14 protein-coding genes are annotated in these 11,465 nt (G+C 71.2%); 6 read left to right on the forward strand and 8 right to left on the reverse strand.

Annotated features, from left to right (window positions below; genetic code table 11):
• Nucleotides 1-36: 36 nt before the first annotated feature.
• Genes ACFWW9_RS34595 through ACFWW9_RS34605 form a run of 3 tightly spaced genes read left to right on the forward strand, consistent with a single transcriptional unit; the run spans nt 37 to nt 870 of the window.
• Nucleotides 37-309, forward strand: a complete 273-nt coding sequence (locus ACFWW9_RS34595; protein WP_390386405.1) for a hypothetical protein — start codon at nt 37-39, stop codon at nt 307-309.
• Between the two features lie 18 nt (nt 310-327).
• Complete coding sequence (locus ACFWW9_RS34600) at nt 328-516, forward strand: hypothetical protein (protein ID WP_390386407.1); 189 nt, start codon at nt 328-330, stop codon at nt 514-516.
• 6 nt (nt 517-522) lie between these two features.
• The gene (locus ACFWW9_RS34605) at nt 523-870 is read left to right on the forward strand and encodes a hypothetical protein (RefSeq protein WP_390386408.1); all 348 of its coding nucleotides are present in this window, start codon (nt 523-525) and stop codon (nt 868-870) included.
• Between the two features lie 207 nt (nt 871-1,077).
• On the opposite strand, the gene ACFWW9_RS34610 is transcribed toward ACFWW9_RS34605, so the two are convergent.
• Genes ACFWW9_RS34610 through ACFWW9_RS34620 form a run of 3 tightly spaced genes read right to left on the reverse strand, consistent with a single transcriptional unit; the run spans nt 1,078 to nt 3,419 of the window.
• Nucleotides 1,078-1,539 carry a MarR family winged helix-turn-helix transcriptional regulator gene (locus ACFWW9_RS34610; protein ID WP_390386409.1) on the reverse strand — a complete coding sequence of 154 codons (462 nt, stop codon included), beginning with the start codon at nt 1,537-1,539 and terminating at the stop codon, nt 1,078-1,080.
• Nucleotides 1,540-1,580: 41 nt separating this feature from the next.
• Nucleotides 1,581-2,348: a dioxygenase gene (locus ACFWW9_RS34615; RefSeq protein WP_390386411.1), complete on the reverse strand. Its 768-nt coding sequence runs from the start codon at nt 2,346-2,348 to the stop codon at nt 1,581-1,583.
• 39 nt (nt 2,349-2,387) lie between these two features.
• Nucleotides 2,388-3,419 carry a methyltransferase gene (locus tag ACFWW9_RS34620; RefSeq protein ID WP_390386413.1) on the reverse strand — a complete coding sequence of 344 codons (1,032 nt, stop codon included), beginning with the start codon at nt 3,417-3,419 and terminating at the stop codon, nt 2,388-2,390.
• A 161-nt stretch (nt 3,420-3,580) separates the two neighbouring features.
• On the opposite strand from ACFWW9_RS34620, the gene ACFWW9_RS34625 reads away from it, so the two are divergent.
• Complete coding sequence (locus ACFWW9_RS34625; protein ID WP_390386414.1) at nt 3,581-4,117, forward strand: hypothetical protein; 537 nt, start codon at nt 3,581-3,583, stop codon at nt 4,115-4,117.
• Here ACFWW9_RS34625 and ACFWW9_RS34630 read toward each other — a convergent pair.
• From ACFWW9_RS34630 to ACFWW9_RS34640, 3 genes are all read right to left on the reverse strand, one after another.
• Nucleotides 4,068-4,988, reverse strand: a complete 921-nt coding sequence (locus tag ACFWW9_RS34630; RefSeq protein WP_390386415.1) for a cobalamin-binding protein — start codon at nt 4,986-4,988, stop codon at nt 4,068-4,070. The two genes, ACFWW9_RS34625 and ACFWW9_RS34630, sit on opposite strands and share 50 nt — an antisense overlap.
• 164 nt (nt 4,989-5,152) lie before the next feature.
• Nucleotides 5,153-6,607 carry a S8 family serine peptidase gene (locus tag ACFWW9_RS34635; RefSeq protein WP_390386416.1) on the reverse strand — a complete coding sequence of 485 codons (1,455 nt, stop codon included), beginning with the start codon at nt 6,605-6,607 and terminating at the stop codon, nt 5,153-5,155.
• A gap of 13 nt (nt 6,608-6,620) precedes the next feature.
• On the reverse strand, nt 6,621-7,553 hold the full coding sequence (locus ACFWW9_RS34640) for a DMT family transporter (RefSeq protein WP_390386417.1): 933 nt from the start codon (nt 7,551-7,553) through the stop codon (nt 6,621-6,623).
• A gap of 73 nt (nt 7,554-7,626) precedes the next feature.
• On the opposite strand from ACFWW9_RS34640, the gene ACFWW9_RS34645 reads away from it, so the two are divergent.
• Nucleotides 7,627-8,262: a GntR family transcriptional regulator gene (locus ACFWW9_RS34645; RefSeq protein ID WP_390386418.1), complete on the forward strand. Its 636-nt coding sequence runs from the start codon at nt 7,627-7,629 to the stop codon at nt 8,260-8,262.
• On the opposite strand, the gene ACFWW9_RS34650 is transcribed toward ACFWW9_RS34645, so the two are convergent.
• Nucleotides 8,252-9,013: an SDR family NAD(P)-dependent oxidoreductase gene (locus ACFWW9_RS34650; RefSeq protein ID WP_390386419.1), complete on the reverse strand. Its 762-nt coding sequence runs from the start codon at nt 9,011-9,013 to the stop codon at nt 8,252-8,254. The genes ACFWW9_RS34645 and ACFWW9_RS34650 overlap by 11 nt on opposite strands.
• A gap of 47 nt (nt 9,014-9,060) precedes the next feature.
• Nucleotides 9,061-10,803: an ABC transporter ATP-binding protein gene (locus tag ACFWW9_RS34655; RefSeq protein ID WP_390386420.1), complete on the reverse strand. Its 1,743-nt coding sequence runs from the start codon at nt 10,801-10,803 to the stop codon at nt 9,061-9,063.
• A gap of 142 nt (nt 10,804-10,945) precedes the next feature.
• Between ACFWW9_RS34655 and ACFWW9_RS34660 the strand changes: the two genes are divergently transcribed.
• Complete coding sequence (locus ACFWW9_RS34660) at nt 10,946-11,386, forward strand: MarR family winged helix-turn-helix transcriptional regulator (RefSeq protein ID WP_390386421.1); 441 nt, start codon at nt 10,946-10,948, stop codon at nt 11,384-11,386.
• Nucleotides 11,387-11,465: the final 79 nt, after the last annotated feature.

Raw genomic sequence — 11,465 nt, forward strand, 5'->3', positions numbered from 1 at the left:
ATGAGTGCTCATTCACCACGGGGAAAGGTGTCGATCGTGTACTGGAGCGCGTACGAGGTTTTCGCGGTCATCGGTGGAATGGTGCTGCTCGCCGTCGCCGCGGCCCCGGTGCTGGAACCGAAGGAACGGCTCCTCTTCGCTTTGTGCGGGGTGCTGTTCGCCGGATACGGGTTCTACGTCGCCTCGCAGAGCTACGGGACCTTCACCTTTCCCAGCTTCGTCTACGTGGTCCCGATCGGGGCCGTCGCGCGCCTGGCGCTGGTGTGGCACCAGAACCGCACCGCGTCCCGCACCGACGACCCCGCCTGACCGACCGGAGGAAACGCCGTGACCAGTTCGTCCACCAGGCCCGCGAAGAAGCGCTCGCTCGCCTGGATCTACTACGCGCTCATCGCCGCCGTGTGCTGCTACCTGGGGTTCGACAAGTCCATCGGCCTGCTGGTGCCCGCCGGGATCTGCGCCGCCTACTCGGCGTACCTGTTCCGCGGCGGCCGCTTCGTCGTGTGGATCTGGTGATCCCCGATGAGACGAGTCCTGCTCCTGTCCGCCGTGGTCGCGCTGGCGACCGCGGGGTGTGCCGCCAGTCCCGCGTCGGCCGGTGAGGTGTGCGACGCCTACCTGGAGATGGGGGCGGTGTTCGCGGGCGATCCGGGTCGTTTCGCCGACGGGGTTTTCCACGAGGCGAACGTGTTGTCCTCGGTGGCCGGGCGTTACGAGGGCAGCGATTCGTTGCAGGCCGACGCCGAGGCGTTGGGGAAGATCGCCGATTCCAGGAAGGCCGATGTCGTGGCGCTGGAACAGGCGACGACGAAGATCGCCGCGCTCTGCGGGCATTCGGCGGTGGCGGAGGTTTCCGGCGGCCGGGAGTGAGCCGCGGAACCCGACCGACGGATCGCGGGGGAATTCCGGCACAGCGCACCTCCCGTTCGGGGCTCGACGAATCCTAAGGACCGTTCAAGCCTCGTCGGGGGTGCGGGAATGTTCTGTCCTGCTGTTGTCCGCGGGTGGGTCGGGATTTGTCCACTAATTCACGATGGTGACCAGTCGGAAAATGCTGTTTGTCCGACTTGCGGTGATTTATTCCTGGCAGCGCAACCGGAGGCGGACCGCTTCGATGCCCTCGGCGAACGCGGTGAACTGCTTGCGCGTCAGCCCGTCGAGGAACAGGTCGCGGACGAGGGCGGCGTGGCCCGGCGCGGACTCGCGCAGCTTCCGCCAGCCCTCCTCGGTGAGGCAGGCGATGATGCCGCGCTCGTCGGACTCGCACGTCCGGCGGCGCACCAGCCCGGTCTTCTCCAGCTGGGCGACCTGGTAGGTCAGGCCGCTCTTGGACGTCAGGGCGGCGCCCGCCAGCTCGGTCATCCGCAGCTCGCCGCCCGGCGCGGCCGACAGCCTGGTCAGCACCTCGAACTGCGGGTGGGACAGGCCTGCCTCATCCTTGAGCTGCTGCTCGACCCGGCGGTTGAGCATCGTGCTCACCTCGAGCCAGCCCTGCCAGGCCTCGAGTTCGCGAGCGTCGAGCCACTTCGGTTCCGCCATACCGGGGAGTCTACCGTATTGTTCAAATTCGAACCATATGATCACCCGAGCTGGATCGAGCGCTTCGCCAGCCCCATCCAGAAGCCGTCGATGACGGTCCGCTGCGACTCCAGGTCGTCCGCGCCCGCGCCGAGCGCGACGAACAACGGCGCGAAGTGCTCGGTGCGCGGGTGGGCGAGCCGCCACGCCGGGGCCTTGTGCTCGAAGTCGAGCAGGGCGTCCAGGTCGTGGGCCTCCAGCGTGCGCCTGCCCCAGTCGTCGAACTCGGCCATCACGCTCGTCACCCGACCGCTCTGGCTGAGCGCGCGGAGGTTGTGCGTGAAGAAGCCGCTGCCCACGATCAGCACGCCCTCGTCGCGCAGCGGCGCGAGCTTGCGGCCGATGAGCATCAGCTCGTTCGGGTCCAGCGTCGGCATGGAGATCTGGAGCACCGGGATGTCGGCGTCCGGGAACATCTCCTTCAGCGGCACGTACGCGCCGTGGTCCAGGCCGCGGGTCGGGTCCTGGTGCACGGGGGTCTGCGGGGTGCGCAGCAGCTTGCGGACCCGTTCGGCCAGTTCCGGAGCGCCGGGCGCGGCGTACTGGACGTGGTAGTAGTGCTCGGGGAAGCCGTAGAAGTCGTAGAGCAGCGGCACGGTGGTCGTCGCGCTGATCGTCAGCGGCGCTTCCTCCCAGTGCGCGGAGACCATCAGGATCGCCGTCGGCTTCGGCAGGTCCGCCGACCACGCGGCCAGCTCGTCCGGCCAGATCGGGTCGTCGGCGAGGTGGGGTGCGCCGTGGGACAGGTAGAGCGACGGCATCCTGGTCATGGTCGGTCTCCGGGCAGGTAGTTGAAAGTTGAACCAAGCCTACCCGTTGTTTCGAATTCGAACAACCTTCCGTGTCACGGCCTCCAGCACGTGGAAGCGACCCGCCGTCGGGACGACCTTGGCCAGCCGCAGCCCGGCGAGCCGGAACAGCCGCTCGAACTCGGGCACCCCGCGACCCCGTCCTGGCAGGTGCAGCAGCGTGTCCAGGTCGCCCAGCGCCGCGTCCTCCGGTTCGTCGCCGATCGCGCCGAGCAGCGGCTCCACCACCACGACCCGGCCACCGGGCCGCAACGACTCCGCGCAGTTGCGCAGGATCCGCACGCACTGCCGGTCGTCCCAGTCGCTCAGGACCTCCTTCAGCACCAGCAGATCGCCCTCCGGCACCCGCGCGAAGAAGTCGCCCGCCACCACCGTGACCCGGTCGAGCAGACCGCGTTCCCAGGCCAGCGCCGCGGCCCGCGCGGCGACCTGCGGCAGTTCGAGCACGACCCCGCGCAGCGTCGGGTCCAGCGCCAGCACCCCGTGCAGGAAAGCGCCCGCCGCGCCGCCGACGTCCACCACCACCTCGCCCGCCGTCGTGCCGATCAGCGGAGCCACGTCCCGGACGGCCGCCACGGTCGTCGCCGTCATCGCGAGCGTGACGTGGGAGCCCTCCTCGAGGTGGTTCTCCAGGTACTCGTACAGCTCCGCGCCGAGCATCTTGGGCGCCTCGCGCTCGCCCGTCCGCACCGACTGCGCCAGGTCGGCCCACGGCAGGAACCGCGCGGGCGTCGTGAACCCGAGCGCGATCCCGTACTGGGAGTCCGGCGCGTCCGGCCGCAGGGCGTCGAGCAGCGGGGTCGTCTCGAACCGGGCCGTCCGCTCGTCGAAGGAGACGAGGTCGAGTGCCACTGCCGCGCGCAGCAGCCGGGCGGTCGCCGAGGGGTCGGTCCCGCACCACGTGGCGATGTCCTCGACGCCCAGCGCCCGCGCGGCGAGGACCTCGGCGATCCCGAGCTCGGCGACCGCTCGCACGACCCCGGACACCCAGTACCCCGTGACCATGCCCCACAGGCGTTCCCTCGTGTCCATCCCGCTTCCCCCTCGTCTCGGATCCCGCGACCGTACGAGCGCGGACGGACGCCGGGCGGGAGTTGAGGTCCACCGTGGCCAACACACGCCGACGGTCGTCTCGGTAGGAGACGCGCGGTGACTACGCTGCACGGGAACCCCGAAGCACCTGGAGCCCTCCCTTGGCACGCCGCGCCACGCCGTCCACCCGCACGTTCACCGACTACCTGGACGCCGCGCCCGACCGCACCGGCCTGTTCGCGGCCGTCGCCGCCCACACCGGCGCGTCCCGCGTGCTCTACCCGGTCAGCTCGCTGGACGTGACGCCGTCGTACACGTGGCCGGACGTGACGTACGTCGACACCGAGCAGCGCGCCCGGATCGCCTTCGCGGACACGGCGTCCGCCGAGCGGCTGATCGAGCAGCACAAGGTGTACGGCGGCGCGCCGCGCGTGCGGTTCCTCGGCGGCGAGTACGACCGGGTGATGAGCGCGCTGCCCGTGGCGAGCTGGGACCTGCTGATCTCGCTGCACGCGGGCCCGGTCGGCGCCAACGCGGCCCGCTGCCTGAAGCCGGGAGGCTGGCTGCTTGCCGCCGCGCCGGTGGCCGACCCGGAGTTCGTGTTCGACGCGGCCGTCCTGCTGTCGGTGCGCGGGAAGTACCGGGTCGTCAGCGAGGACGCGGAGCGCCCGGCCGCCCGGCTGTTCCGCCGACTCTGACCGCCTCGGACGCCTCGACGTCCCCCACGCCGTGCAGGACGTGCGCCAGCACCTCCGCACCCCGCACCACCCGTGGACCGGGGCGGTTGAAGTAGGCGGGGCCGTCGAGCACCCACACCTCGGGCAGGTCGTCCCAACCGGGCAACGCGGTGAGGACCGGCAGTTCGGCCAGCGTGCGCTCCGGCGCGAGCCCGCACGGCAGGAGCAGGACCACGTCGGGCTCCTCGGCCCGGACCTGCTGCCACGTCATGGGTTTCGTGTGCTCGCCGGGGTCGGCCAGCAGCGGGACACCGCCCGCGGCGGTGATCTGCTCGGGCACCCAGTGCCCGGCGGGCCAAAGCGGGTCGAGCCACTCGATCGCCACGACCCGCGGCCGTGGTTTGCCCGCCACGGCGGCGCGCACGGCGTCGAGGCGGGCGTTCAAGGCGGTGATGGCGGCGGACGCGACGTCCGGGCTGCCGAGTGCGTCACCGACCACCCGCAGGCAGTCCAGCACCTCCGGGAGGGTGCGCGGTTCGAGGCTGATGACGGTGGTGTCGGACTCCAGCACCCGCACCGCGTCCGAGACGCGCCGGTAGGACACGGCGCAGACGTCGCACAGGTCCTGGGTGAGGACCACGTCGGGGGCCAGGGCGGACAGCTGGTCGGTGTCGAGGGAGTAGAGCGACGAACCCCGGTGGCTGCCGCCCACCGCGTCGGAGATTTCTTTGCTGGACAACGAATCCGGGTCGAACGCGCTGGCGGTGACGACCGGGATGTCGAGCACCGCGGCGGGCCAGTCGCACTCGTGGGTGCGGCCGACGAGGTGGGGCAGGTGGCCGAGTTCGGCGACGATGTCGGTGGCGGCCGGGAGCAGCGACAGGATCCGCATGGGCGCAGCGTAGGCCGGTCGGGGCAGGCCCTCGCAAGGGTCGCCGATCGAGCAGGACCCCCCGATACACAAGGTACAAGTCGCCACCGACAAAAACCGGACCACCCGATCAGGTGACTTGAGCCCATGCCAGGCCGGGGCTCGTCGGGAAGCGCGGTCTGGAACTACGGGACCACGGCGTTCTCGGCTGCTGCCACCGCGGCGGCCGCGTTGACGCGGCCGAAGCCGTAGTCGTCGTTGTGGCCGCTGGTGTCGTACGTGGCCCCGCCGATCTTGTCCGCGGTGTCGTGCATGATCGTCCGCAGTTCGTCGCGGGTGAGGGCGGGGTTGACCGACAGGGCCAGTGCGGCGCAGCCCGCGGCGCACGGGGCGGCGAAGCTGGTGCCGGTGCTCTTGCCGTAGCCGCCGTTGCCGGTCGTGCTGACCACGTCCACGCCCGGCGCGATCAGTTCCACCTCGGGGCCGCGGGCGGCGTTGTCCTCCAGGTCGTCGCGGGTCGAGCGGACCACGGCGATCACGTCCGGGTGCGAGACGATCTCGTCCTTGAGCACGTCGACGTTGTTCCCGTTGCTGGCCGCCCAGAAGATCGCCAGGCCACGTCCGTCGCGGCCCTTGCCCGCGGCGAACTCCAGTGCCAGCGCCAGGGTCGCGGTGAGGTCCCAGTCCGCGCCGTTCGGGCCGAGGCTGGACACCAGGACGTCGGCCCCGGTCGCCTTGTCGCCGCCTTCCAGCGACGGGTCGGCGGCGTAGGCGACGGCGCGGGCGAGCGTGGTCTGGGTGCCGACCTGGTCGCCGAGGCAGGCGATCAGCAGCAGGTCCGCCTCCGGGGCCGCGCCGGTGCCGCCGAGCGCGTTGTTCCGCCGCGCGCCGACCATGCCCGCGCAGAACGTGCCGTGGTCGCCGTTCGGCATCCCCGTCGTGCCCGCCGTGAACGTGCCCGCGCGGGTGAAGAAGCCGGACGCGGGGTGCACGCCCGCCTTGAGGTCCTCGTGCGCGGCGTTGAACCCGTTGTCGATCACGGCGACCCGGACGCCCGCGCCGAGCGTGCGCTGCCACGCGGCCGCCACGTGCGCGTCCGCGCCGATCGTGCCGCCGCCCTGTCCGGTGTTCGCCCACTGCCACTGCTCGGCGAAGCGCGGGTCGGTCCGCAGCGGCACGTGCTCGACCAGGCTGGGTTCCGCCAGGGTCACCAGCGGGTCCGCGTTCAGGTCCACCGACGCCGCCAGCGAGTCGGCGTGCTCCGTCGTGTCGACCTCGAACAGGTTCGGCGCGAACCCGAGCTTCCGCACCAGGGCCAACCCCCGTCGCGCCAAGGCCTCCTCGGCCTCTTCCGCCGACAGGTCCGCGCCCAGCTGCAAGGTCAGCCGCCGCGTCACGATCCCCAGCCGCCCGTTGGGCCGCCGCACCAACCGCCCGGCGTCCTCCGCGTTCTCCAGCACCAGCGCCGCCGACGTCGGCACGAACACCCACCGCGCCGCCCGGAACGCGCTCAGCTCCTCGTCGTCGGCCAGCGCCTCCGCGACCTCGGCGACGACCGCTCCGTCCACGTGGACGGCCACGACGTCGTCCACCTCGTCCACCGTCTTGCGCTCGCCACGAACGAAGTACTCCCGGATCACGACGGACCCCTCCCTAGCGCTGCACCGCCGGTCCAGCGTGCGCGGGGTCGGGGGCCCGATCAAGGTCACGGGGTGCGGCATTCGGGTGGAAGTCGTTCCGCGGCAAGGCGGTCAGCGCGATGGCCCCGCAGATGAGGCCGATGCCGAGCCACTGGGCGGCGCCGACGGGCTCGTGCAGGACGAGGGCGGCGATGGCCGCCGCGCTCGCCGGTTCCAGGAGGCTGATGGTGACGGCGGCGGGCGCGCCGAGGTGGCGGATGCCGTGGGCGAACAGCCAGTAGGAGATGCCGGACGCCACGATCCCGAGGTACAGCAGGGACCAAACGGCCCGGCCGGACAACAGGGTCGGGGTCGCCGTGGCGAGCGTGACGGGCAGCAGGACGAGCGCCGCCAACGCGAACATGGCGGCCAACGCGGTGGTGTCGGCGTGGTGGTCGGTGAGCCGCTTGATCGCCAGCGCCTGGAGGCTGAAGCAGGCGGCGGCCACTGTGGACAGTGCGAGTCCGGTGGGGGACAAGGTGACCGCGTCACCGCCCGCGAACGTGAGCAGGCCGAGCCCGACGGCCGCGAGCGTCGTGCCCGCGACCCACCAGCGGGACGGGCGGCGGCGTTCGACGACCGCGGTCCACAGGCCGGTCAGCACGGGGGCGAGGCCGATGGCGACGGCCGTGCTCACGGCGACGCCGCCCACGGCCACCGCGCCGAAGTAGGAGAGCTGGAAGCCCGCGAGGCCGAACGACGCGGCGAGCAGCGGGCCCAGGTCGCGCCGCCGCCACGCGCGGGTCAGGGGACGGCCGCCCAGCGCGAGCAGGGCCAGCGCGCCGATCGCGAGCCGCACGCCACCGGCGGGCAGGACCTCCGCGCTGGTGAACAGGGTCGCGACGGGGCCGATCGTGCCCCACAGGAGTGCGCCCGCGACGGCGCTCGGAACGGCGGTGCGGGACACGGTGCCCCTCCCTTCGACCCGGCGAAGGTTAGACGGTATAACCGTATGACACAATGGCTGCTAGGCTGAGGTGGTGAGCCTGACGTTGCAGACCACCACCACGCGGGACGCGCTCGTGGCCGAGGTGCGCAAGCGGATCCTCAGCGGCGAGCTGAAACCCGGTGAGCCGCTGACCGAGGCGGGGCTGGCGGGCCTGTTCGGCGTGGCTCGGCCTACCGTGCGGTCCGCGCTCCAAGTGCTGGTGGGCCGCAACCTGGTGCGGTCGTCCGGCGGGCGGTCGCTGACCGTGCCGGTGCTGACCGAGCAGGACGTGCGCGACCTGTTCTTCGTGCGCACGCCGCTGGAGATCCGCGCGGTGCGCGAGATCGTGGAGAAGGACCTGCCGCTGGAGGACGCCGAACAGCGGTTGGCCGCCATGGAGGCGCTGCCGGACGACGCGTCGTGGGCTGACCGGGTCGAGGCGCACACGGCGTTCCACACGGCCCTGGTCGACGCGGTGGGCAGCCCCCGGCTGACCCGGCTCTACCCGGCGATCCAGGAGGAGATGCAGCTCTGCCTGGCGCAGCTGCACCGCTGGTACCCCGGCCCGCAGGACCTGGCCGTGTCGCACCGCGCGCTGCTGGACGACATCCGGTCCGGCGACGTCGACCGCGCCTGCACGGCGATGGCCGAGCACCTCGCGCTGGCCGTCTCCCAGCTCACGTCGTAGCGAACTCCACGCCGGTGATCTCCCGGCACACCGCGAGCAGGCCCTCCTGCACCTCGATGTCCGACACCGCGGGGTGCGTCTCGCCCAACCGCTGGTGGTAGTAGTAGCCGCCGCTCGCGGGGGAGTGGACCGCCAGCCTGGCCTGCGTCTCCGGGCCCTGCTCCAGGTCGTCAGGCGCGCCCGGCCCGCCCATCCGGGTCGCGACCCAGCCGGGGTCGACGGCGTTGGACCGCACGTCCGCCCAGCGGCGGGCGACCGCGAACGCCAGCGCCACGTCCAGGAGCTTCGAGTCCGAGTACGCCTGCGAGGCGTTCCACGGCTTGCGCGTCCACTGGAGGTCGCCCAGGTCCGGGTTCCCGCCGCGGTGCATCCCGGACGTCAGGTACACCAGCCGGTCCGGGCGCTCGACCAGCGCGGTGAGCAGGTACGGCGCGAGCACGTTCACGGCGAACACGAGCGACAGCCCGTCCTCGGTCTCCACCCGCTCCGGCAGCCGGTAGATCCCGGCGTTGTGGATCACGGCGTCGAACCGGCCGTGCGCGTTGGCCTGCTCGGCGACCGAGGTGATCCCGGCGATGGTCGACAGGTCGCCCGCGAGCGCGCCCGCCGCGCCCGGAGCCGCGGCCAGCGCTTCCTCCGCGCGTCGCCCGCTCCGACCGTGCAGCACGACGTCGTGGCCCTCGTCGATCAGGAGCTTCGCGGCCATCAGCCCGAGGCCGTCGGCCGAACCGGTGATCAGGACGGTGGTCATGGCGCAGATTTTCGACTACGCCGTTCGCGGGTGCATGGCGACCCCACCTAGGCCACCGGTTCGAGCGTGCCGTCACGCCGGATCAGGGCCGCGTACTCGCCGTTGCGGGCGAGCAGTTCGTCGTGGGTGCCGCGCTCGGCGATCCGGCCGCGGTCCAGCACGAGGATCTGGTCGGCGTCGCGGATCGTGGACAGGCGATGCGCGATGGTGATCGTGGTGCGGCCCGCGGACAGGGCGTCGATGGCCTCCTGCACGGCCAGTTCGGTCTGGTTGTCCAGCGCGCTCGTGGCCTCGTCGAGGACCAGGATCGGCGGGTTGCGCAGGATCGTGCGGGCGATGGCCAACCGCTGCTTCTCGCCGCCGGAGAACCGGTAGCCGCGCTCGCCGACCAGGGTGTCGTAGCCGTCGGGCAGGCCGCTGATGTGCTGGTGGATCTGCGCGGCCTTCGCCGCCGCCACGAGTTCGTCGTCGGTGGCGTCGGGCTTGGCGAAACGCAGGTTGTCCGCGATCGAGGCGTGGAACAGGTACGTCTCCTGCGAGACGACGCCCACCGCGTTGGCGAGAGTGGCGAAGTCCAGGTCGCGGACGTCGACGCCGTCGATGGTGACCCGGCCGCCGGTGACGTCGTAGAGGCGGGGGACGAGGTAGCTCAACGTCGTCTTGCCCGAACCGGTCTCGCCGACCACGGCCAGGCTGGTGCCGCGCGGGACGACGACGTCGATGTCCTCCAAGGTCTGGTGGTCGTCGGAGTAGGCGAACGCCACGTCCTCGAAGCGGACCTCGCCCTGGATGTGGTTCAAGGGGACGGGGTCGGCCGGGGGCTTGATGTCCACGGGGAGGTCGAGGTACTCGAAGATCCGCTGGAAGAGGGCGAGGGAGCTCTGGAGCTCCACGCCGGTCTGGATGAGGGAGACGGCCGGGCGGAAGAGGGTCTGCTGGAGCGAGACGAACGCGACCAGCGTGCCCAGGGAGGCGATCGGGACGCCGAGCGCGCCGCTGGCGCCCGCGGCCCAGTAGATCAGGGCGGGCATGGCGGCCATGACGATGCCGACCGTCGACATCCGCCACCGGCCGGCCATGCTGGCGCGGACCTCCAGCTTGGTGAGCTTCGCGGACTCCTCGGCGAAGTTGCTGGTCAGGGAGTCGGTACGGCCCATGGTGTGGCCCAGCAGGATGCCGCTGACCGAGAGGGACTCCTGGACGTTGGTGGACATCGTCGCGAGCTGGCGCTGGCGCTCGCCGGTGATCTTCTTGCGCTCGGTGCCGACGCGGCGGCTGATCCAGACGAAGAGGGGGAGGAGGGCGAGGGAGACGATCGTCAGGCGCCAGTCGAGCGCCGTCATGGCGACGACGGTGGCCACGACCGTGGTGACGTTGGAGACGAGGGAGGTGGCGGTCGAGGTGACGGTCGACTGCATGCCGCCGATGTCGTTGGCGATGCGCGACTGGACCTCGCCGGTGCGGGTCTTGGTGAAGAACGCCAGCGACATGCGCTGGAGGTGGTCGTAGACGCTCGTGCGCAGGTCGTGCATGACGTCCTGGCCCACGGCGGTCGAGATGTAGGTCTGGATGACGTTGAAGACGCTGGTGGCCACCGCGACGGCGATGAGGCCTGCGGCGAGGAGGGTGAGGAGGCCTACCTCGTTGTGGGGGATGGCTACGTCGAGGATCTCCCGGAGGAGGAAGGGGGAGGCGACGCTGACTAGGGAGGAGAGGAGGACGAAGAGGCCTACCGCGGCCAGGCGGAGGCGGTAGGGGCGGAAGAGGGTGAGGATGCGGCGGATGCTCACCGGGTGGTCTGGGGTGGTGTGGGCTTCGTTGGTCTGGGCTGCGTCAGTTTGGGCTGCTCGGGTCGGCAAGGACACCTCCGTGGGGTTGACTCTTACCTAGGGTAACAATGAAGGTGCCTCTGTTATTCTCTGGATCGTGGACATGGATGAAACCGCAGGTGGGCTGGGTGAGCTGTTCCTCCGGCAGGCGCGGCGGATCCGGCGGGCCTACGGTGATCGGCTGGCTCCGCTGGGGTTCACGTTGGCGCAGTCGCGGGCGTTGGAGGTGATCGCCCGGTTCGGGGAGACGCCGCCTCGGATGGTGGACCTGGCCGAGCGGTTGCACGTGGTGCCTCGGGCGGTGACGCCGTTGGTGGACGCGTTGGAGGCTGCGGATCTGGTGCGGCGGAGGGTGGATCCGGCTAATCGGCGGTCGATGTTGTTGGAGTTGACCGAGCGGGGGGTGGAGACGCGGGAGTTGTTCCGGGCTGCGCGGGTGGATGCTGCTGCGTCGTTGTTCGCTCCGTTGTCGGGGGAGGAGCAAGGGGTGCTGCGGGAGTTGCTGGAGAAGATCGATTCGGTGGAGTCGGGGGTTGTTCGTTAGGGGGCTGAACCCCCGATTGCGCCAATTATCCCACCCTCTTTCGCTTTGTCAAGGCTGGAAAGACGTCTTGACCAAGCGA

The organism is Umezawaea sp. NPDC059074, from assembly GCF_042738955.1.
Classification (GTDB): Bacteria; Actinomycetota; Actinomycetes; order Mycobacteriales; family Pseudonocardiaceae; genus Umezawaea.